The sequence below is a fragment of the Anoxybacillus andreesenii genome (assembly GCF_030813005.1).
Lineage (GTDB): Bacteria > Bacillota > Bacilli > Bacillales > Cytobacillaceae > Robertmurraya > Robertmurraya andreesenii.
Map to the genome: position 1 here is coordinate 161,752 of NZ_JAUSTU010000003.1, position 24,034 is coordinate 185,785.

Sequence of the window (24,034 nt, forward strand, 5' to 3'; positions counted from 1 at the left end):
ACACTAATTTTTTGGACCTCCTGCAACATAAATGACCTGTCCATTGACAAATGAGGAATTCTCATCTGCAAAGAAGGCAACGGCATTTGCGATATCCTCTGGCTTCCCGCTACGGCCTACAGGAATTTGTGAAACACTAGCATGAATTAGATCCTCGAAGGAGATGCCAATTCTTTCAGCCGTTGCTTTTGTCATTTCCGTTTCAATGAAGCCAGGTGCAACTGAATTCGTTGTAATACCATACCGTCCAAGTTCAATGGCTAACGTCTTCGTAAAACCTTGCAGGCCTGCTTTAGCGGTAGCGTAGTTTGCTTGTCCTCGATTTCCTAGAGCAGAAGTGGAGGAAATATTGATGATCCGGCCATACTTGTTTTGCACCATATATTTCTGCGCCGCTCTAGCCGCATAAAAGGAACCTTTCAAATGGACATCCATCACAGTGTCCCAATCAGAATCGGTCATTTTGAATAGGAGGTTATCACGTATGACTCCTGCATTATTGACAAGAATATCGAGTGAGCCAAGCATTTCGTATGCTTCGTTCACTGCCCCCTCAATTTCGTTCTCATCCGTCACGCTAGCAATCTTTGAAAATACCTCGTACCCTTTTTCTCTTAATTCATTCGTTGTTTCAGTGAGTGCTTCTTCATTCACATCTACGATTGCGACCTTCGCCCCTTCTTCTGCAAAGCGCTCAACAATGGCACGCCCAATCCCCCGACTTCCTCCAGTTACAAATGCTACTCTACCTGAAAATCTACCTGTCATTATCATGATACCTCCTCAAATATGAAGTTAATATAGTGTAAATTCTTAATTTTACAACTATTATTATAATGGATTCTATATGAATTGTCCTAATTTAACATGTCCCTTAAGCAGATTTCTCGCAATAATCATACGTTGAATCTCATCGGTACCATCGTAGATTCGCCATAATCTTGCTTCACGGTACCAGCGTTCAATCGGTAATTCTCTCGTGTAGCCCATTCCACCATGAATTTGCAGCACGCGATCGACGACACGGTTGCCCATATTTGAGCCGTACAGCTTCGCCATCGAGCCTAAATGACGATTATCCTCACCATGATCCAATGTAAAGGCAGCATTCAATACCAGCCACCTAGCTGCTTCAATTTCCACTGCTGAATCCGCAATTTGCCACTGAATCGCTTGCCGTTCAGAGATAGGCTTTCCAAATGTGACCCTTTCCTTTGAATAGTCAATGGCCATTTGCAATAATCTTTCCGCTGCCCCAACGGCACGTGCCCCAACGACCCATCTTGCAAATCCGATCCACTCTAATCCGAGCTGATAGCCCTTATCTATTTCTCCTAGGATATTTTCTTCAGGGACGCGCACATTATCAAAGATGAGACTAGCAGGTCCCCATTCTCCCATTGTATGAATGTATTCCGATTTCCAGCCCATATCTCGATCGACAATAAAGCAAGTGACTCCCTCTCGTCCGGTAGCTCGATGCTTTTCCTTATCCGTAATGGCAATCACCATAACGAAATCCGCTTCATTCCCACCTGTGATAAAGGTTTTTTCGCCATTTAGAACCCATTCATTGCCATCCTTGACAGCGGTCATCTTAATATTCCTAGTATCGGAGCCTGCTGATGGCTCGGTCATGGCGAAGCATGATTTTCTTTCGCCATTAATCGTTGGAATCAAATATTTTTTCTTCTGTTCTTCGTTGCCATAATAGAGAATATTGTCAGCGCTTCCACCGAAGCTAAACGGAACAAATGTCTTCGAGACTTCCATGAGAACGATGGCCATCATCATTTGTCCGAGGTCGGCTCCCCCGTATTCAGCAGGAGTGTTAATTCCCCAGAAGCCCGCTTCCTTCGCTTTCAGCTGAAGTTCTCTTAACGTTTCTTCAGGTAAGCTCGGTCTTCCTTCCCGCTCATTTCTTAACACTTCATTCTCTAAAGGGATTAATTCCTTCTCAACAAATTTGCGAATCGTTTGCTGCACCATCTTCTGTTCCTCAGTTAATCGTAAATGCATACATTTCACTCCTTCAATCGTATTAAGTACATCAATTTTTGTGCTGTATCGTCATGGCGAGAACTTACGATGATAAAAAAGTTATCATATTACTAGTTTATTAGGACAAGTCTTCTAGCATGACAGCCATTCCTTGTCCTCCTCCAACACAAAGGGTGGCGATTCCAAGTCGCTCGTTTCTTCTTCTCATTTCATATAATAGGGTCGTGATGATCCTTGCGCCTGTTGCGCCTACTGGATGACCAAGTGCAATTGCCCCTCCATTGACATTGACTTTGTCCGGGTTCAAATTTGCTTCCCGTATGACCGCCAAGGCTTGAGCTGCGAAGGCTTCATTTAATTCAATTAAGCCGATTTCCTGAATAATTTTGTTCGTCCTTTTTAATAATCTTTCAATCGCAGGAACCGGACCAATTCCCATGATTTCTGGAGAAACCGCAGCTGTTGCCCAATCGACAATCTTTGCTAAAGGCTTGAGCCCAAGGGAGTTTGCCTTTTCTCTTCTCATCATCACAAGAGCAGCAGCTCCGTCATTGCGTCCACAGGCATTCCCAGCGGTGACGACGCCATTTTCCTTAAAGGCAGGCCGTAGTTTTGCCAATTTTTCAATCGTCGTATCAGGTCTTGGATGCTCATCCTTATCAAAAAGAAAGCTCTGCTTCCTTTCCTTTACCTCTACGGGAATGATTTCTTCCTGAAAAATCTCTTCCCTTATGGCCTTGGCAGCTTTTTGCTGACTTTCATAGGCAAATTGATCCTGATCCTCTCTTGAAATCTGATACTTTTCGGCGACATTTTCTGCGGTCATGCCCATCCCTAATCCGACTCCATATTGTTCGATCGGTTGCTGCCCATTTTCCAAATGCGAGTCTACTAGATAGGGATTTCCCTCCCCAAATCGAGAGTTTCTCAGATAGATCGGGGCCCGGCTCATATTTTCCGTCCCACCAGCAACAATAATATCTCCTTGGCCGCTCCAAATTTGTTGGATCCCTGAAGTGACCGCCTGCATCCCCGAAGCACAAAGGCGATTCACTGTGAATGCAGGAGTCGTTTCCGGGAGTCCTGCTCTCAAGGCAGCGACCCGAGCCACATTGGATGATTCCGTCGTTTGCCTGACCTCTCCCAGAATGACCTCGCTAATCTGCTCAGGTGCTAATCCAGCCCGTTTAATCGACTCTTTGATCACGATCGCACCTAAGTCTCCGGAGTTGAGATTTTTTAGAGAGCCACCGAAACGACCAATGGGCGTCCGAACGGCACTTACGATTACAATTTCATCCCGCATCCTCTCACTCCCCTCTTTTTGCTTTAAACTCCTTCCTTAGCTGGGCAGCAATAATATTTTTCTGAATTTCCGATGTTCCTTCATAGATCCGAGTAATTCTCGCATCACGGTAGTAACGCTCCACTGGGTAGTCAGAAATATATCCTAATCCTCCGTGTATTTGAACAGCCTTGTCAGCGACCCGATTATAGACCTCTGACCCGTACAGCTTAAGCATGGCCGCCTCTTTTATCACATTTTGCCTTTCATCAACCATCCATGCGACACGGTACGTAAAGGAACGCAGTGCTTCAATTTCTAAGGCCATCTCCGCGATCATGTGTGATACTGCCTGATGCTCAATGATCGGTACGTCAAATTGGATTCGTTCAGATGCGTACTTTATCGACATATCCAAAAGCTGTTGACAGGAGCCCAGATTTCGAGCGGCTAACCCCGCTCTACCGTTTGCAAGTATTTTAAGGGCATTCACATACCCTTCTCCCTCTGTACCAAGAACATTTTCTACTGGAACCTCACAGTCTTCGAAAATTAACTCTGCTGAATGGGAACCCTTGAGCCCCATTTTCTTTTCAATCTTTCCGACATTAAAGCCAGGAAAGTCCTTCTCAACAATAAAAGAGGTAATCCCCTTCGCCCCTTTTGTAGAATCTGTCACTGCCATTACTGTAAAAACATCAGCAATAGGGGCATTAGTGATATAATGCTTTGTTCCATTGAGGAGATATTTATCTCCTTTTTTCACAGCGGTTGTCTTTAGATTGGAGGCTTGTGAGCCAGCCGCTGGTTCAGTTAGGGCAAACGCCCCAATTTTCTCTCCAGAAGCCATGGCAGGAAGGTATGTTCTTTTCTGCCGTTCATTTCCCATTTCCACAATTCCGACCGTTCCAATCCCTGTATGTGCACCAACTAGAGTGGTATACCCGTTATGGGTCCTCCCAATCTCCTCATAGAGAGCGCATTTCCCGACCATGCCAATTCCAAGACCACCATAATCCTCAGGAATACTTAGCCCAAACAAGCCCATTTTCTTTGAAGCCTCAATAATTGAAAAAGGAATCTCATCCTTTTCTTCAATCTCCATCGCATTGGGCTCCACTGCATTTTCGATAAAATCCCGAATATTCTCTTTAAGCAAGAGAATGTCCTCATCCAATTGAAAATTCAATCATCTCCCCCCTTTTCATAAATAAAATGCAAGAACTGTGCCAACCTAATTTCGTTATAATACTAGAAACATTGGATTTTCCTTGATTCATAATTGAATCAAAGAAAATCCAAATTAAGATTCAATTTTGTATCGGATCATTCAAAAATGAATTAATTTCGAAAGAAGAGCATAGAAGATGGCCGCACACCATGATCTATGCTCAAAGCTTAAATATTAACAATTGTTAATCAACAGTGATGTCTACGATTTTCCCTTCTTCTACAACAGCAATTCTCAGTGGTGTAACGAGCCCGCCATCAGCCTCGATTTCATTGACCTTGTAAATTTTCTTATCCTCTGAAAGTGCGTCTAACCCAGCTTGAATATTCTCCATTATAGCCTTTGGATCATCCACACTACCTGCAGCCTTCATTGCTTCTACAAATAAATACATCGAGAAGTAATGATAGCCTGCCTCAGAGCCTGGATCCTTGCCATGGGCCGCCTTATAATCATCGAAGAACTTTTGGTTTTCAGGCTCAATCGAAACAGCTAATGGCAAGGTACCTGAGGAGCCTTCAAGCATATCCGTGCCTCCAAGCACCGCTGCAATTTCATCTAGCTTCGCCTGGTCCATAATGATAAATCCGCCCTTAAAGCCGAGCTCTCGGGCCTGCTTGATCACTAATGCTGTTGGCTCAGATGGACCTCCGACAAAGAGAACATCAGGCTTTTCCTTCAATGCATTCGTCACAATCGTGAAGAAGTCCGTATCCTTGTTAAAATCAATGGAACCGTTATAGACAATCTCTCCGCCTTTTTTCTTCCAAACAGGCTCTAATGTTTCAGCCCAATCCTTTCCGTATTGTGTTGCTGTTGGAAGAAACGCGATCTTCTTACCGAAGCGCTCCATTTGGTAATCTGTGAAAGGTTCAATATAGCCGTCATATTTAGGTGGGATTCTCACCGTTAGGCTATTCCCTTGGGCAGTGATCGCTGGCTCACTTGAATAGGCCGCTACGATAAAGTTATCCTGCATATTAAACACTTGAGTCGCAAAAATCCCGCCACTATGTGGGACAAAAACGATCGGTGTCTTGTTTTCTTGTAAAAGTCTCTTCGCATTGGCTCCTGTTTCATTCGGTAAATATTTGTCATCTAACGAAACTAAATTGATCTTATAGGTATCTCCATTTACCTCAAATCCTCCGGCATCATTAATTTCATCCACAGCCATTTCAAGCCCGGAGAGGGTATTCTCTCCATAAAAGGCGGCTGGCCCGCTTAATGGCCCGCTAAAGCCAATATTAACCGTTTTGGCTTCCTTATTTTTTTCCTCATTTGCCTGTTCCTGGTTTTCCTCAGTTTTCTTATTTCCCTCATTTTGCGGCTCGTTTGAAGTTGTACCACTACATGCTGTCAAGATCATCGCGAACAAAATCAGGACATAAAACACAAGCCCTTTTAACTTCATCCCTTTTCCCCCTCGCTAAATTTTTAGCAGACTTTCAGGCAACTCCTATGCGATAGACTCACCTCCTTCAACTTTAGGCACCAATATAGGCCTTGCGAATTTCATCGTTGGCAAAAAGCTCCCCGCTCGTACCTACCAAAACAATGCGCCCATTCTCGATGACATAGCCTCGGTCGGCGATTTTGAGGGCGGCGTTAGCATTTTGTTCCGCTAATAAAACCGTCGTTCCATTTCTATGAATCTCTTGGATGACCTCAAATACCTGCTCGACAATTAATGGCGCCAATCCAATGGAAGGCTCATCAAATAGGACAAGCTTTGGTTTTGACATTAGCGCTCTTCCAATCGCAAGCATTTGCTGCTGTCCACCGCTTAAGGAGCCTGCAGGATCATTTCTTTTTTCCTTGAGGATCGGGAACAATTGATAAATTTCCTCGAGTGCCTTCTTGAGCGAGTCCTTGTTTTTCCTACGGACATAGCCCCCTAACAACAGATTTTCATAAACAGACATTTGTGGAAATAGCTTCCTCCCTTCCGCACATTGCACAATTCCTGCCTCCACGAGACGATCTGGTGAGAGACCGCCTATATTCTCATTCAGAAACTGGATGCTGCCCCCAGATGGCTTACTCAAGCCACTGATCGTCCGAAAAATCGTACTCTTCCCTGCCCCATTAGCCCCCAGAAGGACGACCAATTCCCCAACACCGACGTCCATGTTAATTTCATGCAGCGCTTGAAATGCTCCATAATGAACGGACACATCAGTTAGCTTGAGCATGGTCACCACCTCCAAGATAGGCTTGAATGACGAGCTCATTATTTTTGATATCATCTGGCGTCCCCTCTGCGATCTTCTTGCCATGGTTCAAGACGATAATTTTGTCCGCGATACTCATCACCATCTTCATTTTGTGCTCGATTAGACAAACGGTAATCCCTTTGTCGACCATTTTCTTCATTAATTCTGCAAGTCCATCTGTCTCCTCTGGGTTAATTCCTGCTGCCGGCTCATCAAGAAAAACAATCTCAGGATCCGTCGCCAAAGCAAGGGCAAAAGCGGTCCTCTTTTTTGCTTCCTGTGATATATCTGAAACAAGCCGATGAGACATTTCAGACAAGCCGACAAATTCCAGAACCTCATGGGCTTTTTCTCGACATGCGGCCTCCTCCCTTTCCAACCTCCCTGTCTTAAAAATCGAGTCAAATAATCCAGATTTCGTTCTTAAACGGTGGCCAATGATGACATTATCAAGAACCGTTGACTGCTCAAATAGGTGCGTCGTTTGAAAGGTTCTTCCCACTCCGAGCCGAGCAATTTCATAGGTTCTCAATTTCGTAATATCCGTCCCTTTAAAATGAATGGTGCCTTCGGTTGGCGGATGGAGCCCACTAATTAAATTGAAAAAAGTGGATTTTCCCGCCCCATTCGGACCGATAATCGCGGTAATTTTGTTTGTTTCAATTTCGGCATCCACCTGATTGACAGCGGTCAGTCCACCGAAGGATTTTGTCAATCCCTTTGTTTGTACGAGCATTATTTCTCCTCCTTCATTGAGACTTGATTCGCTGGCTACATTAGCTGCTGCGATTTTTTTATTAATCTCTTTGCTCGCCACATCTGATACCCACCGGCTATTCCCCGAGGATAGAAAATAATTAATAGGGTGAGCAAAGGTCCAAAGATGAGCATGCGGTAATTTTGCAGAAATTGTAGATATTGGGAAAGCCAGACAATGAGTAGCGTTCCAATTAAGGGTCCTGATAAAGTCCCCATTCCCCCTACGATCAAATACATCAGCATATCAAAGGTCACGCTAATATAAGAAATATCAGGGCCAATAAAACGCACAAAAGCAGCATATAGTCCCCCGCTTAAGCCAGCGAAAAAGGTGGATAGCACGAAGGAAACCATTTTTTGCTTCATTGTTGCAATCCCGATTGTTTCGGCCAGCTCCTCACTATTACGAATCGCTATGTACGTGCGGCCGATGATCGAATTCATGATGCGATGCATCAAGAAAATAACGAGGACAAGGAAGAATAACAACAAATAATATTGATTTCTCGGTGTATCAAAGGTGATGGGTCCAATTGGTGCGGGTACAGGGATGCCAATTAAGCCCCTGACTCCTTCAGTCAACTCCTCCCATTTGTACAAAAGGAGATAAATGATGTAGCCGACACAGAGTGTGTAAATCGCAAAAAAATGCTCCTTCGTCCTCAGTGCAACAAGACCGATGACAAAACCGATGGCGGTTGTGATGATCAGTCCTAAAACAAGGGCGAGCCAAAAATTCAATCCCATTTTCACCGTCAATAGCCCGACAGAGTATGCACCAATTCCAAAAAAACCTGCATGGGCGAGGGAAAGCTGGCCAGTAAAGCCGCCGATCAAATTCAAGCCATGAACAGCAATCGTCCAAATAAATGTGAGTGAGAAAATATGAAGAACATATTGATTGTCAGTAAACAGGGGAAACAGGATCGCAATCGCCAACAGAAGGATTGACAGATTTCGATTCGTTACTACCTTCTCCATTAATGGACCCCCTTTGCGAACAAGCCTTTCGGACGAACCGTCAAAATGACCACTAATAATAGGAAGGCAATCAAATCCTTATAGTCATTCGAGATAAAGGTTGCGCTAAGGCTCTCAGAAAAGCCTAAAATATAGCCGCCGATAATCGCCCCAGGAATGCTTCCCATGCCGCCAATGATTATAATCACGAACGCCTTCAGAATCACGAGATGACCCATCCCAGGAAAAACGAGATTGATTGGTGAAGCAATCGAAGCTGCGATGGCTGCCAGCCCTCCAGAAATAAAGAATGTCAGCATCGCCACCTTGTTTGCGTTGATCCCCACTAGGAAGGCTCCTTCGCGATCTTGAGACATCGCAATAATCGTCGCACCAATCATCGTTTTCTTTAGGAATAGATTTAAAAGGATCATCACGACGATCGCCGTCCCGATAATTAAAATCCTTTGCATGGTCACGGTGAGGCCGAAGAATTCCACAACCTGACCGAACGGCGTTGGCATCGGGCGGTATTCGGCACCCCAAACAAGCTGAACCAAGGCTTCCAAAAATAACATCATACCAATAGCAGCAATTTTATCGTGGGTTGGTGGAGCATTGCGCAACGGATGGAAAACCAAGCGCTCCATGAGAATAGCGAGAATTCCGACGACAAAAATGGAAGCTACAATCGCTAAAAGATAATGGACGCCTGTCTCAAGCATGACGATGAGTGTCATATAGCCGCCAACCATATATAAGGCTCCATGGGCAAAATTAGGAATATGTAGAATCCCATATACAAGGGTCAGTCCTAGAGCCACCAGACTGTAAACGCTACCAATAGTCATAGCATTAAATATTTGCTGAACTAAAATATCAATCAACCTCCTTTTCGGGCCTTTGTACTTGTTAATGCAATTTCTATGCCAAATTCTAAGCTATAAAAAAAGCTATAAAGCTGTACATTCAGGTGTACAACCCTATAGCTTAATTCAAAATTGAATTAATTTAATTATATATTCCGAATTATTTGATTATTATAGAGGATTCATTATTGAATTGAGTCATTCATTTTTGATTTAGCGTCGTTAATTGATATTTTTGTAGCTTTCGAACAATGGTCGGCTGACTTGTCTTAAGCCTTGCTGCCAGCTCATAGGTGGAATTACATTCCCGTATCGCCCTTTCTAACACGTTCCTTTCTGTCCGTTCGACCATTTCCTTAAGAGAAAGCTCTTCCTCTTGGCTAAACCCGCTCATTAACGGATTCTCCTTATACTCTCCTGGTAAATCAGCAGTGGTTAAGAGCTGATTGGGAACGGTCAAGATGAGGCGCTCCACAAGATTCGACAGCTCCCGCACATTACCCGGCCAATCGTAATAATAGAAAAAACTTTTCAAATCCCGATCATATTCCTTCGTCACCTTATATTTACGGTTATATTTTTCAAGGAAATGATACATCAGCGGCAAGATATCATCCTGTCTTTCTCGCAAGGGTGGAATGGTAATCGGCACAACATTTAGTCGATAAAATAAATCCTCACGAAATTCTCCCTTTTCAACCATCGCTCTTAAGTCCTTATTCGTCGCAGCAATAAGCTGAATATCAACCTTCTTCACCTTTGTGCCACCCACACGAATAATTTCTTTTTCCTGAATGGCTCTTAGCAGCTTCACCTGCAAATGAAGAGGGAGCTCCCCGATTTCATCGAGAAAAAGAATGCCTTTATCCGCCAACTCGAACATGCCCATTTTCCCGGAACGAGCGGCACCAGAAAACGCCCCGGCCTCATAGCCAAACAGCTCCGACTCAAGTAAATCCTTTGGAATCGCCCCGCAATTGACCTTAATGAGCTGTCCTCCCTTGCTTCGGGGACTATTTTGAAATAAATGCCGGACTAAAACGTCTTTTCCGACCCCAGTCTCTCCAAGGATAAGAATCGTTGGATCAAATGGAGCAATGCGTTCGGTCATTTCGTATATTTCTCTCAGCTTTTTACTATTAATAACTGTTTCGGAATCGATCGTTGTGTGAGCCTTTAGTTTCTCGAGTTCCTGCTTGTATTGCTCGTTCAGCATTTGGGCCTTCTTTAATTCTGCGTTAAGCTCATTCAAATCGGATAAATCGCGAATATTGGTAACAATTTTCTCGATTTCACCATTTTCATTAAAAATCGGATTCCCAGTGAGGAGTGTTTCCTTGCCATTGAAATTCTTCTGTACGACGGTGACTGTTTTCTTTTCCTCAAGCACCCTTAGTGTGACAGACTCTTTCAAAATTCCTCGCTTTACTAAATCACTCGTATTCTTTCCAATATAGTAGTGTTTCGGAATTCCTGTAATTCTTTCGATCGCTGAGTTCGTCTTCAATGTATTGCCTTGAATATCGGTGATATAGATCCCATCATAGGAGCTCTCAATCACCGCATCCATTTCTCGAATCGATTTGTCGAGTTCCTTTACTTTGCTAATGGCTTCATGGATGAAAGCATCTTCAACAAGAATGTACATCCTTAATTGCTTATTCTCATGTGGAAATGGACAGTTCAGCAGGAGATAATTCCTTTCCTTTGAAGCCGCTAAAATGATCCGTTCACTCTTTTCAACCCAATCATCAAAGAGGTCCGAAATCTTTGTCTGATAAAGATTATCCGCCGTTAATGGTTTGGATAAATCCCATGCTTGAATCCATCCATCCGCATCCGTGATGAAATGATCAAACGGAATTACTCCAACTTTTTCACGAATCATCTAAAACACCTCTTCTCTCATGATCTTCCTGCTTACTTCTACATCTCATCAATATTTCCCTTTATTTACACATAAAATAGGCCATCCCCATTGGATGCCCTATTATGGATAGAGATTATCAAACATTTTCTGCATGAAATGCTGATCCTGGCATTCAGCTGTTTCCACCGTAATCTGTTTCCCTTTCTTCATTTTCTTATCTGTAAGGATCCAATTGTCTGGATCTCTTTTTAAAGTTAACATAATATTATTATGGTCTATATCTTTAAATAAGACATAGCTCACATCTGGATCCTGATTGAAAAAATATAATCTCTTCTCACCACGGTATTTCCCAGCCATTATTTTCTTAAGGGATTCGATGTGTGAATCCTTTCCGGTCAAGAATTCCATTTTCCAGAGATCGCTTGCCGTGAAATAGAAGGCATTCTTCTCCTTGACGTCCTCAAATAGATCGAAGCTTGCTAAGACATCATTGGCAACGAGATTGACATATTGCTCCTTCGTTTCCTCCAGCAGCTTTTTGCATTCTGCTGTTAATTCCTCCTTAGCAAGAGTGTGAATTGGGTCGAGGAGTAAGAATACGAATAAAGATAATACGAGCTTTTTCACGAATAACGGTCTAAATATTTCTCTCCTCACAGTAATCCTCCACTAGCTCTTCAATAAGATTTGGTTCCGGGAATTTCCCGTTAAAATCAAACTTGATTTCTTCAATGAATTCACCCTTATGGTATACATGGATGGCTCCATCCTGACTAATGACGCTAAATTCCGGCTCAAACCGGTATCCATTCCGCTCGATCGCACCCATTGTTACGTTCTCCCTCCATCCTTAGCTTGGATCCACCTCATCATAGGAGAGATTCGTCACCTCTGTGAACTCACCTCTCTCGATTTCCTCATTCGTTGCGGATTGTTCCAGTTCTTCATGATCGCTCATCCCTGGTGCCATGGTAGGCTCTTCCTGTTTCTTCTTTTTCACACTCATCAACTCCTTTTTTGCTACTGCCTTTTGTGTATGAGTTATTTCCTTGTTCTTACCGAACCCCTTACACTTCTTTCTTATATTTTCCAGTTGATTTTTGATTATTCAACCTATTGGAACTTGGTTTCATTTGCGAACGAATTTTCATAGCATAATATAGGACACAGTTTTATTAAAAAGCTCTTTTCTCAGCCTATTAAAAAGGAAGTGACAAACAGATGGGGATAAAGAAGAACCCTCAAGTCTATCTTAGGATAGATTCCAAGCCAATCTCGTCGAATCAGGAGGTATTTAGATATCATTCTTTACAGGCCATGTTCGAGATGCAAATTAGTATGAATGATACCCTGCAAAACTCGTTAAAAAGGGTTCATCATGCAATACAAAGAACGAGAACCGCTCAAGCGAGCAAGCTGCAGCAGATGGAGAACAAACTGAATGACCAGGAGCAGTATTCAAGGCAAATGCAGGATCTATTAGAAAATCAGTTGAAAACAAATGAGATGCTGATTCAACGATTAGATGAGCTGGAGAAAAGGAACGAGGCATTAATGGAGAAGCTGGATGCGGATGGCTTAATGACGCAGGCGATTTTGAACCAACAGGAGGCACAGGAAGTTGCGATTTCAAAAATGTCCGCCCATCTTGAGGGACATGAAGCTGTTGGTGAAGAACTGAAGAAGCAGCAGGAGTTCTATAACGAGATTTCGAAAAAACTGGATCTCCAGGAGGTCTATCACACAACGGTCATGGAAAGATTGGATCAGCAGGAAGGGTTTTTGAAAAAACTCAGTGGAGAGCTCGATCATCTCCGTTCAGTCATCTATGAGCGAACAACACATCTTGTAGAAAAGTTTGAGACTGGACTCAATCGCATCACAAATCCAATCCAGCGCTTTTTTGTCCATACAGATAGCAAGGAAGAACTGGAAGTGGCGGAAAAGCAGTTGAAGGAGTAAGAATCAATACGTAATCTAAGCTTTCCGGTCACAAAAAATATCCCTACCGAAAAAGGTAGGGAATCTTCTATTCATTTAAAGTTTTTGCCCGTTAGAAGCAATGACTTCTTTATACCAATGAAAGCTTTTCTTTTTGATACGGCGAAGGTCATGGACCCCTTCTTCATGTTGATTGACATAGACAAAACCGTACCGTTTTTGGAAGCCGTTTAGCCAGCTGAGAAGATCGGTGAACGACCATGTGCAGTAGCCGAGCATGTCAACTCCGTCGGTGATCGCTTCCTGAACCGCCTGCAGGTGAACCTTAAGGTATTGAATCCGGTAATCATCATTAATGATATCGCCTTCCTCAAGCTCATCATATTCACCGAGCCCATTTTCGCTAATGAGAATTGGTAATTGATATCGATTTGTTATCCGACGCAAAGCAATTCTGAGGCCGGTCGGGTCAATGTTCCAGTCCCAATTCGTCCTTTCTAGATGCTCATTTTTGATCGTTTTGTAAAGTCCTGGGATCCCAGTATCCTGAGAAGTCCCTTTTTTCCCTGATGTATTCATTTTCCCTTCAGACACTCCGTCTAACGGGTTTGTTTCAAAGGTGGTTGTTTGGTAATAATTCAACCCCATAAAGTCAGGCTTGCCTTCCTGTAATAATTCAAAATCGCCACTTTCAACGACTGGTGCCAGTCTTTTTTCCTCCAAATACCTCCATGCGGACTGCGGATATTTCCCCCATGCATAGACATCCATCCACCAGTGTGCATTCAGCTCCTCGGCATTTTCGGCAGCAAGGATGTCCACTGGCTTCGAAGTGGCAGGATATGCTGGAGAGTAAGCAAAGCTTGGACCAATCTTCCCATCAGGGACCCATCTGCGGAACTCCTTTATCGCACTTGCATTAGCAAGGCTGGCATGATGATTAACCTGGTAGAAAAGCCTTTCATCCTTCACCCCGGGTGGATGCATGGCCATTTTATATCCAAAACTAGTAAAAATATTTTGCTCATTTAAACTTACCCAATACTTGACACGATCTCCAAAGTGCTTATATAACGTCACCGCATAGTTTGTGAAGTCATCGACAATTTGACGCGATTCCCAACCGCCATACTCATCCTGTAATGCTTGCGGCAAATCCCAATGATAAATGGTGAGAATCGGTTCGATTTGCTTGCTTATCAATTCATCAATTAAATCACTATAAAATTGTATGCCTTTTTCATTGACCTTCCCTTTTCCTTGAGGAAAAATACGAGTCCAAGCAACGGAAAAACGATATGCTTTCAATCCCATTTCCGCCATCAATTGTACATCCTCTTTGTAGCGGTGATAATGATCCACCGCCAGATCCCCAGTTGTTCCTTTGAAGGTCTTGCCAGGGATTCGGACAAACTGGTCCCAAATAGAAGGGCCTTTTCCATCTTCATCCCAAGCCCCTTCTACCTGATAGGAAGCGGAAGCAGACCCCCAAAGAAAGTGAGCAGGAAACGGCTTTAAATGTTCATGTATCAATTTTTTTCCTCCATGCTTCATCATATTGGTTATTTTCTCGAAGAGTTCCTTTGCAAAAAGTGGTAAAGGGCTCCAATTAAATTTGAGTCGTTTCCAAATTGACATTTCTCCACTTGAATTTCTAAACAATGTTGATCTGCTCTCATTTGCTTGAGTTTTTCGTTAATATTCTCAATCAGCCCCTCGCGGTTGCTAATAGCTCCGCCAATGAGGATTTTCTCTGGGTCAATGATGTATTGCAAATTATATATTCCAACAGCTAAGCGCTTAATAAATTTCTCAATTTCTTCCTGGACCTCCTTGTCATCTTGTTCAGCCATTGCAAATACCTTTTTGCCGTCAAGGATCTCTGGGTCCATGTTTTTGCGCTTAGCAACCTGCTTAATTAAGCCACCGGTTGCAGCAAGGGAACTCCACGTTTCGCCGATGGGCTGATTATGGAAATCCTCCAAGATCATATAGCCAAATTCTCCAGCGAATAGATTGGCTCCATGACGAATTTTCTTATCAAGAAATAACGAGCCGCCAATGCCGGTCCCGATCACAATACAAATATAGTCATTGACATCTTTTGCAGCACCAAGCCAGCCTTCTGCTAAACCTGCACAATTGGCATCATTCTCAAGCTCGACAGGGAGATTGAGCTTCTCCTCAAGCAGCTTTCTAATATTCGGCCCATGTAAATATGGAATCGCTGTTACTCCTTTAATATATCCTGATTCCACATCAACTGCGCCAGGCATGCTTAAGGCAATCCCACTTATAACATATCTAGTTTGAAAATCCTTGACGATTGTTTCAATTGTATGGACAAACGAGCTAATACCATCCTTCGGCGTTGGAATGGAGAATTTTTCTATAACCTGCCCGGTTTCTTCCATCACGGCATACTTTATAGAGGAACCTCCTGTATCAAAAACCGCATAATTATTCAACCATAAACCTCCTATCAAACGATGCAAAAGTCTTTCATAAGGCATTGTACATCTGCCATGATCCTAAGGTTACCAGAAGCTATTGTTCGTTCCACAAGAATCTCGTACGATGATTTCAGAGTCAGTAAACACTGGCTTAATATGGCTCTTCCCATTAATGAAATCATTTAGCATATAAGCGGATAATTTGCCGATTCTTTCCTTATCCTGTTTGACTGTCGTAAGCTTCGGATCGCTGTATCGACAGGCAGCAATATCATCACATCCAACGATTCGGATATCCTTTGGAACCTGGAGTCCAGCCTCTCTAATAGCCCTTAGCGCACCAAGGGCCATCATGTCAGATGCGGCAAAGACAGCTTCTGGGATCTCCCTCATTTCAAGTATTCTCTTCATAGCGACGTAGCCGCTTTCTTCATGAAAATCACCATACTGAATCCATTCTTCTCGAAATTCAAGACCAAACTGATTGATCGCATCCAAAAACCCTTTTTTTCGCAAACTAGAAATCACTGATTCACGCATTCCACCGATAAAGGCGATTTTTCTGATGGAATTCAAATAGAAATGCTCTACGACTCTTCGCGAAAGATTAACATTATCGGTCATCACGTAGCTTGCTTTTGGCCCGGTTAACTCGATATCGATCCCAATACAAGGGAAACCGCTTTCCGCTAGTTCAAATGTCGCATCCTCCACCTCTTCCCCCGCAATAACTAAGCAGCCGTCCACATTGAAATGCTGGCATCTTGCAATGTAGCTGCCATTATCCTTCAGAAAATGTTCATTTGAGAACATTAAAATATCATAGCCAAGCAGGCCTATATTCTTCTTAAAGGTTGAGATAACCTCATTAAAATAAGGGTGGGTCATATCTACATTGATTTTTCCCGCATAGATGAGGCCAATGAGACTCGATTTTTTTGTCGCAAGAGATCTTGCGGAAAAATTGGGCTGGTAGCCCATTTCATTAATAACGGTCTCAACTTTCTGCTTTGTTCTCTCACTAATTCCGCCATAGCTATTGATTACCTTTGATACGGTTGACTGTGAAACCCCTGCCATTTTTGCAATATCTTTTATCGTTAAATTCATCGTGTTCCCCTTCAATTTCAATCAAATAATAATATTCCTATTCTTTAGATTACTAAGAGTTGGTGCAGGAAACAATAGAAGGACAGGAAAAATTATTTCACAGAGCCCTCAGTAATACTGGAAATAAATAAACGGTTAAATAATAGGAAAATAACTAATAATGGAACAGTTGCCCAGAATACTCCAGACATAATCATTCCAAAATCGACATTTTGCGTGTTGCTTAGCTGTGCAAGAGCCACTTGAATGGTGTACATCTCTGGGTCTCGTAATATCGTAAACTGCCATAAGAATTCTCCCCAAACAGCTGTGAAGACAATGATTCCTAATGTTGCAAATGCAGGTAAAATGATTGGTAAAACAATGCTTCGAAAAATTCGAAAGTTCGAACACCCATCCAGCTTTGCAGCTTCAATAAGCTCATCAGGAACCGCTTCTGATATATATTGCCTCATAAGAAAGATTCCTAGAGGATGAAGAAAGAATAGAATCATCACCCCTGGTAAGGTATTAAGGAGTCCCGCTTTTGAAATTAGGAAATATTGTGGAATTAACCCTAATTGCGGTGGAATAATCATCGTCAAAAGAACCGCTACAAAAAGGACATTTTTCCCTGGAAATTTAAATTTGGCGAAAGCAAAACCGGCTAGGGAACTGATGAATAGAACAACGATCGTTACAATGGCACAAAGGACAAAGGAGTTCCACATGCCACCGAAGAAATCGATTTGACTTAACACTTTTTTAAAATTTTCAACCATCATATTTCCTGGTGTTAGTACAGGCGGAATAGAGTTATAGGCAGCACTCGGCCTTGTTGCCATCACAAACATCCAATAGAAAGGAAATAGTGAAATAAGCGAGGCTAGGAATAAAAACAAGTAAACAATGATTTTGCTTATTGATAGCTTTCTACCCTTTTTCTCTTTTTGTTTACTCATCCTACACACCTCTCTTCTTTTTGCCAAAGCCTTGGGTTAACCTGATATTCAAGACTGCAAACACCGTTATGATGACTAATAGAATAATCGCGGTTGCCGAAGCGGTTCCAAAGGACTGCAGTCGAAACGCATCTCGATACAAGTACATGACGATAGTCATCGCTTCATCCCTGGTAAATGCATCCCTTCCTAAGAACACCGTCGGTTCAGAGAATAGCTGCATCGCACCAACTGTCGAAGTAAATACCGTCAGGATAATAAATGGCTTCATCATTGGAATGGTGATGTAAAACAGCTGCTGAACCTTATTTGCTCCATCGATCGTTGCTGCTTCATATAAATCATTCGGAATGCTCTGAATTCCTGCTAGATAAATAATGGTGTTGTATCCAACCCATCTCCAGAACACCATAATCGAAATCGCGATTTTCGTTCCCCACTCGGATGCTCCCCATGTGACGGGGTCAAGTCCGAAAAGATGAGTTAACACATAATTGGCTAAGGAAGAATCATGATTACTAAATAGCACACTGAATATTAGGGCTACAGCCACCATTGATGTCAAATAAGGCATAAATATCGTTACACGAAAGAAGCTCTTCAATCGAAGAAAAGCCATATTTAATAAGTAGGCTAAAATAAGGCCGACAATTAATTGGGGGGCTGTCCCCATAATCCCCATTACAATCGTGTTGTAGACGGACTTCCAAAATAGGGGGTCTGTTAACACCATTTTGAAATTTTCTAATCCATTAAATGTCATGGGACCTAGCCCATTCCATTTTTGGAAGGCCAAATAAATACTAAATAATGCGGGATATAGACCGATAAGTGTAAAAATTATGAAGAAAGGCGCTATATATAAATATCCCGAAATCCTGTCCTTTTGTTCTTCAGACCGGAATTTCTTCCTCTTAAATATAGATTCCTTCTTACTAATCGAGTTCATTTTCACGCCTCTTTTCCAGTTCGAGGATGTATGGTGCCAATGAGACCCCAAATCCGTCTATCATTTTCACACATGTGGGTGATGAATAGGAAGAACGGCCGGCCTTTTTTCGTGAACCTTATCTGATTGCACTGAAAGGCTCGCTCATTGAAGGAAGCCGACCGTTATCTTCAAATTCTCAAGATTAACGTTTTAATAAATCCTCCGCACGCTTCACAGCGTCTTTCCACTCTTTCTCTGGATCCGTCCCATTATTTTGAACATTCTTAAGAGCATTCAATACTTCGGAATAGATTGGGAAGTATTTTTCCCCCTTGAAAGCTATGCCAGAGATATCTTGGGCAGCTTCAGCAAATACTGGAGCTGATGCCTGCCCGCCGAAAAACTCATCTGCGTTTGTCTTAAACTCTTCCATATCATAGACAGCCTTGGCAGATGGGAATAATCCATGACTTTGGAATGATTTGAATTGATTTTCTGCTGATAGGAGCCATTCAATAAAATCATAAGCTTCTTGTGCATGCTTTGTTTCATTTGGCACTGCGATATAAGAACCACCCCAGTTTGCCGCAAAATCTGTTGGCAAAGTAGCCACTCTCCATTTTCCGACTGCGTCTGGTGCATTTCCTTCCATCCAGCCTTTTAACCAACCAGCTCCTAATTCTACTCCAAACTCACCCTTATTAACGGCATTGGCCCACTCTGGGCTCCACATTTCAAATTTACCTACAATCCCTAGATCATTTAAGTGAACAGCATAGTCAAATGCCTTCTTCGCTTCACTATCGTCACCTAGCAATAATTCGTTATCAGGTGACAATAATGCTGGATCGGCAGCATCTAAGTAAGCACGGAACGCCATTTCAATACTATCGATAAAAAACAAACCTGTTTTTTCCTTCACTTGTAAACCAGCTTGTTCAAATGCTTCTGGGGAATTGATAAGGCTTGCCACTTCCTCTGGCTCAGTTGGAAGGCCTGCTTTCTCAAATACATCCGTGCGATAATACAATGCTTTCGGACCTATGTCAGTAGGAAGACCAAATAGAAAATCCCCTTCAGCATTTTCGCCGTATTTCCATTTCCAATCTAAGTACTGGTCCTTCACGTCTTTCGCACCATGGTCATATAAGTTGACGAAACGATCCTGAGCTACCTTGAAACGATCAAACTGATCCAATTCCAGCATCGCAATATCTGGTGCCCCGCTTCCTGCAGATAAAGCAGTAAATAGGGCATCATGATGGTCTGCAGTTTCAGAGGATTTCACCTTAATTTTGATATTGGGATTTTGATTCTCGTATTCTTTCGCTAAGTCTTCATACCCTGTTGCACCAAAAGTCCAAAAATCTAACGTAATTTGTTCGTTTCCACCCTTTGAATCTTTCGAGCCATCACTTGATGCCTTTTCATTATCCTTTTCGCTGCAGGCAGCTAATGAAAGAGCAAGCAAGGAAGCTACCCCTAAGGCAACCCATTTTTTCATCCTTTTCAATTGAATTCCCCCAATGTTTTAGTTTTAGTTATCGCAAACTCACTTTCTATTAAACTTGTAAATAAACACCTCCTCTAGTTTAAGGAAACCGCTTTCCATAAACTTTATAAAAAAATAAAGGAAACCGCTTTCATTAATATACTAGCCTATAAATATGATAAAAATCAACCATAAATTTCTAAATTTATAGAAAATTTTATAAATTACTCCTTAAACATTGATAAAACTGGGAATTTTGAGAATGGATTTAATCGGGGTTTAGAAACCGATTTCGTACATAAGTGTAGTCTTCACGAATGTATTAACGCTTAGGAGGAACAAAACGAAATTGAAATAGACCTTTCCTCCGACGAAAAGGTCTATTCGTTCCCTGTATTAAGTATTCAACTACAATTCGATGTTCAAAGGGCTCCTTTTAGAAAGAACGAAATTACTCTTAATTATTCGTAATAGCCATCGGTCGATTTGATGAATGTTTTAAATTGGTTGGCATCATGACCAAACCAGATGTCTGATTGGTGACGGTCGGCAAATTGGCGAATGCGTTCAACTGTTGAGCTGTAGCCGACGGAATCGTATAGAATTCCAGGTGGTTTAACGGGCGGGCCATAGCTTTCCTTTGTATAAAGTGCATCTGATGCAAGTAAAATATTACCATGCCCTGGGAGTTCTACGTGCAGGCCGAGCATCCCGTAGGCATGACCAGGACCAAAGTTGAGAATTTTGATTCCGTCTACAAGCTGAACTTCTGTTTCATGAGGCTTAATTGTGCGCCAACGTAGGTTATTTTGAATCCACGCCATCACATCCCCCCAAATATAGGCACCCATGTCACGGGTCATAGCAAAGGTTTTCATCACATTGGAGAGCTCAGAATCATGGACGATGATCTCGGCATTGGTAAATAACTCAAGGCAACCAGCGTGATCTAAATGTAAATGGGAAGCAACTACATACTTAATATCCTCAGGTCGAACTTTCAACTGTTCAAGACGGTTGATTAAATAGCATTCCTCGCTAGCGAATGCTGGAAATGCTTTCTGAACCCCTTCTGGCCAACGTCCCTCTTTCCCCATTCCTTCTGGATTACAACCAGTATCAAACAAAATTTTCCCTTCTGGATGGTCTATCAGCACGGCGTAAATTGGGAATTCAACAAATTCAGCTGGAGGGTTCGGATTGTCAATGGTTGCTGGATTATGCATGGCAATCATGTAATTCTTATCCATTTTCATCTTTCCGGTATCAAGAACATACAGCTTTTTGTTGTTACACATTTAAATCTCCCCTTTACTTTTATAAGATGAGCTTAAAGTTAAAAACTTCAAGCTTAACCCCTTTTTTCGACAATGACAGAATCATAGGCAGCCTTATAAATGGTGAAAATATCGGCTCGTTCTAGCGCCATTGGGCTTCGTGCTAGCAATCTCTTTTGCTTTGTAGCATCCTCTGTCAAACCTTCCAGGGCTTCTTCTGTAATGTTGAAGCCCTTTAAGCTCGATGGAATGCCTACGTCTTCTACTAATCTCTTTAATTCATCAATGCATTTATAGGAGGCGTCGACTTGCGATAGATGGGCACTACTGAAACCCATTGTGTCGTAAATATCTTTCATGCGCTTCTCACAGGACTGACGAATATAACCCATTACATACGGCAGTAAAACGGCATTTGAATCACCATGGGCAATATGAAACTGTCCGCCGAGCGGGTAAGCAAGCGCATGAACACCAGCTACCCCAGCATTGAAAAACGCTAAACCTGCTAAATAACTCCCATAGCTCATATCGGTACGGGCTTGTTTATTTGTCCCATCTTGGACCGCGGTGCGAATCGCCTGACTAATGAGCTGAATCGCCTTTAATGCAAGGGCATCTGAAACGGGACTGGCATTCTTTGAAATATAAGCTTCGATGGCATGGGTTAGTGCATCTACCCCTGTTGCAGCGGTTACTTTTGGCGGAAGAGTAAGGGTGAGCTCTGGATCAACAATGGCTACGTCAGCCAGCAAGTAGTCATGTGTGACGACATCTTTCGTTGATTCAAGAGACAGTACTGAGATGTTTGTGACTTCTGATCCTGTACCAGATGTAGTTGGAATTAAAATCGTAGGCAGCCCTTTTTTATCAATCGAGCGGGTTCCCGTCAAATTTAAATAGTCCTTCACGTTTCCTTCATGGACTGAAAGAACCCCCGCGAGCTTTGCTAAATCAAGCGCACTTCCGCCCCCTAGTCCAATGACTAAATCACTTTCGTGTCGGCGTGCAAAGTCGACCAACTCCTCCCCAACCGCTAGTGGTGGTTCTGGTACTACCTTGGAATATATCTGTATGGATAAACCAAGGGCTTCCAGCGGCTCTATCACTTTTTTTGTCAATCCCATTTCATGTAAAAATGGGTCGGTAACAAGGAGAATCTTTCGTCCATTGAATCTTTGCACTTCTTGCTCTAAAAACTGCAGCGATCCCCAACCAGTGTAACTTACCGGGGTAAAGGTGATCTTTTCTGCCATCTAAATTCCTCCTTCTTGATTCCAAACGACGAGCTTTGTTTCCGTCATTTCACGGATCGCATATTTCAATCCTTCTTTTCCTGTACCGCTCTGTTTCACCCCTCCATAAGGCATTTGGTCAACACGATAGGTTGGAATATCATTAATCATGACGCCCCCAACCTCTAATTTCTTAGAGGCGTGAAAGGCAGTTTGGATATCCCTTGTAAAAATGCCTGCCTGTAAGCCAAACATAGAATCATTGATCGATTCGATTCCTTCTTCAACCGATTTAATCTTATTGACACTGACAATCGGTGCAAAGACTTCTTCACAGCTCACTTTTAACCTCGCATTTACTCCTGATAGAATCGTAGGCTGTAAGATTCCATTTTCTACATGTCCTCCGTATTCTACATTGGCACCTGCGGCCACCGCTTCTTCAAGCCATTGCAGTGCTCGCTTTTGTTCCTTCTCATGAATCATGGCAGATATATCAGTTGCCTCATCTAATGGATCTCCGACCTTCAGAACCTTTGTCTTCTCAATGAAAGCAGTGATAAATGGCTCGAACAAATCCTCCATCACATAGATTCGTTGCAGCGAAATACAAACCTGCCCCTGATTGGAGAACGCACCCGTCACACATTTTCCTACGATCGGTTCTAGGTTTACATTACGGTCGATTATCACTCCTGAATTCGATCCCAATTCAAGCGCTACCCTCTTTAGCCCAGCCTTTTCTCTTATGCCGATTCCTACACTTGGACTGCCTGTGAAAGTGATCATTTTAATGCGCTCGTCTTTTATTAGCTGCTCACCAACTGTGCCGCCGCTACCAATGACGACATTAAAAGCACCCTTTGGCAAGTTAGTTTTGTCTATGATCTCTGCTAATAGCAGCGCTGACAATGGGGTTTGCGAAGCTGGTTTCAAGACGATCGTATTTCCTGCTGCGATTGCTGGTCCAACCTTATGTGCGACAAGATTCTGAGGGAAATTAAACGGAGTAATCGCTCCAATCACACCTAAAGGTTGTTCAATCGTATAGGCGAACCGATCCTTACCTGTTCTTGCAGCATCCATTGGAATTAATTCACCAACAAGTCTTTTTGCTTCATCTCCAGCAAAACGATACGTTTCGATCGTTCGATCAATTTCGCCAAGTGCATACTTTAATGGCTTTGCACTTTCCAATGAAATAAGCTTCGCTGCCTCAAGTCGCCGATTGGCAAATGCATCAGAAATGGCGTACAAAATATTGGCACGTTCTAATGCAGATAAATTTTCCATTTCCATTCTTGTCTTTTCCGCTGCTTCAATCGCTAATTCCACTTCCTCAAACGAAGCTTGTGGAATAAAAGCGATGCTCTCCCTAGTGTAAGGTGAAAGCAATTCTGCATAGTTACCCGCTTGGATCCACTCTCCATTAATATAATTTGACTTCTTCAGCGTTATCA

Annotated in this window: 23 protein-coding genes; 1 reads left to right on the top strand and 22 read right to left on the bottom strand. The window is 42.6% G+C overall.

Annotated features, from left to right (window positions below; all coding sequences use genetic code 11):
- Positions 1-3 precede the first annotated feature (3 nt).
- The 13 genes from fabG to J2S07_RS04520 all read right to left on the bottom strand — a co-directional run bounded on the left by fabG (position 4) and on the right by J2S07_RS04520 (position 12,194).
- Positions 4-768 (bottom strand): 3-oxoacyl-ACP reductase FabG, encoded by a 765-nt coding sequence (fabG, locus tag J2S07_RS04460; protein ID WP_307149205.1) that lies wholly within the window; start codon positions 766-768, stop codon positions 4-6.
- Positions 769-843: 75 nt separating this feature from the next.
- Entirely contained in the window at positions 844-2,019 is a 1,176-nt protein-coding gene (locus J2S07_RS04465) for an acyl-CoA dehydrogenase family protein (RefSeq protein WP_307149206.1), read from the bottom strand.
- A gap of 100 nt (positions 2,020-2,119) precedes the next feature.
- Positions 2,120-3,307: a thiolase family protein gene (locus J2S07_RS04470; RefSeq protein WP_307149207.1), complete on the bottom strand. Its 1,188-nt coding sequence runs from the start codon at positions 3,305-3,307 to the stop codon at positions 2,120-2,122.
- Between the two features lie 4 nt (positions 3,308-3,311).
- Positions 3,312-4,475 carry an acyl-CoA dehydrogenase family protein gene (locus J2S07_RS04475; RefSeq protein ID WP_307149208.1) on the bottom strand — a complete coding sequence of 388 codons (1,164 nt, stop codon included), beginning with the start codon at positions 4,473-4,475 and terminating at the stop codon, positions 3,312-3,314.
- A gap of 226 nt (positions 4,476-4,701) precedes the next feature.
- Positions 4,702-5,931 (bottom strand): ABC transporter substrate-binding protein, encoded by a 1,230-nt coding sequence (locus J2S07_RS04480; protein ID WP_307149209.1) that lies wholly within the window; start codon positions 5,929-5,931, stop codon positions 4,702-4,704.
- A gap of 73 nt (positions 5,932-6,004) precedes the next feature.
- Complete coding sequence (locus J2S07_RS04485; RefSeq protein WP_307149210.1) at positions 6,005-6,712, bottom strand: ABC transporter ATP-binding protein; 708 nt, start codon at positions 6,710-6,712, stop codon at positions 6,005-6,007.
- Complete coding sequence (locus J2S07_RS04490) at positions 6,696-7,469, bottom strand: ABC transporter ATP-binding protein (protein WP_307149211.1); 774 nt, start codon at positions 7,467-7,469, stop codon at positions 6,696-6,698. The genes J2S07_RS04485 and J2S07_RS04490 overlap by 17 nt, the downstream gene beginning before the upstream one ends.
- A gap of 35 nt (positions 7,470-7,504) precedes the next feature.
- Positions 7,505-8,473: a branched-chain amino acid ABC transporter permease gene (locus J2S07_RS04495; protein ID WP_307149212.1), complete on the bottom strand. Its 969-nt coding sequence runs from the start codon at positions 8,471-8,473 to the stop codon at positions 7,505-7,507.
- Complete coding sequence (locus J2S07_RS04500; protein ID WP_370872785.1) at positions 8,473-9,303, bottom strand: branched-chain amino acid ABC transporter permease; 831 nt, start codon at positions 9,301-9,303, stop codon at positions 8,473-8,475. The genes J2S07_RS04495 and J2S07_RS04500 overlap by 1 nt, the downstream gene beginning before the upstream one ends.
- 220 nt (positions 9,304-9,523) lie before the next feature.
- Positions 9,524-11,209, bottom strand: a complete 1,686-nt coding sequence (locus J2S07_RS04505; protein ID WP_307149213.1) for a sigma-54 interaction domain-containing protein — start codon at positions 11,207-11,209, stop codon at positions 9,524-9,526.
- Positions 11,210-11,311: 102 nt separating this feature from the next.
- Positions 11,312-11,851 (bottom strand): hypothetical protein, encoded by a 540-nt coding sequence (locus J2S07_RS04510; protein WP_307149214.1) that lies wholly within the window; start codon positions 11,849-11,851, stop codon positions 11,312-11,314.
- Entirely contained in the window at positions 11,832-12,023 is a 192-nt protein-coding gene (locus J2S07_RS04515) for a YbxH family protein (protein ID WP_307149215.1), read from the bottom strand. The genes J2S07_RS04510 and J2S07_RS04515 overlap by 20 nt, the downstream gene beginning before the upstream one ends.
- A 21-nt stretch (positions 12,024-12,044) precedes the next feature.
- A complete protein-coding gene (locus tag J2S07_RS04520) occupies positions 12,045-12,194 on the bottom strand; it encodes a hypothetical protein (RefSeq protein ID WP_307149333.1) in 150 nt (49 codons plus the stop codon).
- 221 nt (positions 12,195-12,415) lie between these two features.
- On the opposite strand from J2S07_RS04520, the gene J2S07_RS04525 reads away from it, so the two are divergent.
- Positions 12,416-13,156 (top strand): hypothetical protein, encoded by a 741-nt coding sequence (locus tag J2S07_RS04525; RefSeq protein WP_307149216.1) that lies wholly within the window; start codon positions 12,416-12,418, stop codon positions 13,154-13,156.
- A 75-nt stretch (positions 13,157-13,231) separates the two neighbouring features.
- On the opposite strand, the gene J2S07_RS04530 is transcribed toward J2S07_RS04525, so the two are convergent.
- The 9 genes from J2S07_RS04530 to J2S07_RS04570 form a co-directional block, all read right to left on the bottom strand.
- Entirely contained in the window at positions 13,232-14,668 is a 1,437-nt protein-coding gene (locus J2S07_RS04530) for a glycoside hydrolase family 1 protein (RefSeq protein WP_307149217.1), read from the bottom strand.
- Between the two features lie 29 nt (positions 14,669-14,697).
- Positions 14,698-15,603, bottom strand: a complete 906-nt coding sequence (locus J2S07_RS04535; RefSeq protein WP_307149218.1) for an ROK family protein — start codon at positions 15,601-15,603, stop codon at positions 14,698-14,700.
- Between the two features lie 69 nt (positions 15,604-15,672).
- Complete coding sequence (locus J2S07_RS04540) at positions 15,673-16,698, bottom strand: LacI family DNA-binding transcriptional regulator (RefSeq protein WP_307149219.1); 1,026 nt, start codon at positions 16,696-16,698, stop codon at positions 15,673-15,675.
- 92 nt (positions 16,699-16,790) lie between these two features.
- A complete protein-coding gene (locus tag J2S07_RS04545; RefSeq protein ID WP_307149220.1) occupies positions 16,791-17,639 on the bottom strand; it encodes a carbohydrate ABC transporter permease in 849 nt (282 codons plus the stop codon).
- 1 nt (position 17,640) lies between these two features.
- Positions 17,641-18,588, bottom strand: coding sequence for a carbohydrate ABC transporter permease (locus J2S07_RS04550; RefSeq protein ID WP_307149221.1), 948 nt, complete (start codon positions 18,586-18,588; stop codon positions 17,641-17,643).
- Positions 18,589-18,772: 184 nt separating this feature from the next.
- Positions 18,773-20,074: an ABC transporter substrate-binding protein gene (locus tag J2S07_RS04555; protein ID WP_370872786.1), complete on the bottom strand. Its 1,302-nt coding sequence runs from the start codon at positions 20,072-20,074 to the stop codon at positions 18,773-18,775.
- 449 nt (positions 20,075-20,523) lie between these two features.
- Positions 20,524-21,360 (bottom strand): AhlS family quorum-quenching N-acyl homoserine lactonase, encoded by an 837-nt coding sequence (gene ahlS / locus J2S07_RS04560; RefSeq protein ID WP_307149223.1) that lies wholly within the window; start codon positions 21,358-21,360, stop codon positions 20,524-20,526.
- A 53-nt stretch (positions 21,361-21,413) separates the two neighbouring features.
- Positions 21,414-22,595 (bottom strand): iron-containing alcohol dehydrogenase, encoded by a 1,182-nt coding sequence (locus J2S07_RS04565; protein ID WP_307149224.1) that lies wholly within the window; start codon positions 22,593-22,595, stop codon positions 21,414-21,416.
- Positions 22,596-24,026, bottom strand: coding sequence for an aldehyde dehydrogenase family protein (locus tag J2S07_RS04570; protein WP_307149327.1), 1,431 nt, complete (start codon positions 24,024-24,026; stop codon positions 22,596-22,598).
- Positions 24,027-24,034: the final 8 nt, after the last annotated feature.

Excerpts from the sequence above, each read along its gene's own strand:
- J2S07_RS04525 (WP_307149216.1), top strand. The coding sequence starts at position 12,416 with ATGGGGATAAAGAAGAACCCTCAAGTCTATCTTAGGATAGATTCCAAG.
- J2S07_RS04465 (WP_307149206.1), bottom strand. The coding sequence starts at position 2,019 with ATGCATTTACGATTAACTGAGGAACAGAAGATGGTGCAGCAAACGATT.
- ahlS (WP_307149223.1), bottom strand. The coding sequence starts at position 21,360 with ATGTGTAACAACAAAAAGCTGTATGTTCTTGATACCGGAAAGATGAAA.
- J2S07_RS04505 (WP_307149213.1), bottom strand. The coding sequence starts at position 11,209 with ATGATTCGTGAAAAAGTTGGAGTAATTCCGTTTGATCATTTCATCACG.
- J2S07_RS04500 (WP_370872785.1), bottom strand. The coding sequence starts at position 9,303 with ATGACTATTGGTAGCGTTTACAGTCTGGTGGCTCTAGGACTGACCCTT.
- J2S07_RS04550 (WP_307149221.1), bottom strand. The coding sequence starts at position 18,588 with ATGAACTCGATTAGTAAGAAGGAATCTATATTTAAGAGGAAGAAATTC.
- J2S07_RS04565 (WP_307149224.1), bottom strand. The coding sequence starts at position 22,595 with ATGGCAGAAAAGATCACCTTTACCCCGGTAAGTTACACTGGTTGGGGA.
- fabG (WP_307149205.1), bottom strand. The coding sequence starts at position 768 with ATGACAGGTAGATTTTCAGGTAGAGTAGCATTTGTAACTGGAGGAAGT.
- J2S07_RS04490 (WP_307149211.1), bottom strand. The coding sequence starts at position 7,469 with ATGCTCGTACAAACAAAGGGATTGACAAAATCCTTCGGTGGACTGACC.
- J2S07_RS04470 (WP_307149207.1), bottom strand. The coding sequence starts at position 3,307 with ATGCGGGATGAAATTGTAATCGTAAGTGCCGTTCGGACGCCCATTGGT.
- J2S07_RS04545 (WP_307149220.1), bottom strand. The coding sequence starts at position 17,639 with ATGAGTAAACAAAAAGAGAAAAAGGGTAGAAAGCTATCAATAAGCAAA.
- J2S07_RS04480 (WP_307149209.1), bottom strand. The coding sequence starts at position 5,931 with ATGAAGTTAAAAGGGCTTGTGTTTTATGTCCTGATTTTGTTCGCGATG.
- J2S07_RS04555 (WP_370872786.1), bottom strand. The coding sequence starts at position 20,074 with ATGAAAAAATGGGTTGCCTTAGGGGTAGCTTCCTTGCTTGCTCTTTCA.
- J2S07_RS04540 (WP_307149219.1), bottom strand. The coding sequence starts at position 16,698 with ATGAATTTAACGATAAAAGATATTGCAAAAATGGCAGGGGTTTCACAG.
- J2S07_RS04515 (WP_307149215.1), bottom strand. The coding sequence starts at position 12,023 with ATGGGTGCGATCGAGCGGAATGGATACCGGTTTGAGCCGGAATTTAGC.
- J2S07_RS04495 (WP_307149212.1), bottom strand. The coding sequence starts at position 8,473 with ATGGAGAAGGTAGTAACGAATCGAAATCTGTCAATCCTTCTGTTGGCG.
- J2S07_RS04485 (WP_307149210.1), bottom strand. The coding sequence starts at position 6,712 with ATGCTCAAGCTAACTGATGTGTCCGTTCATTATGGAGCATTTCAAGCG.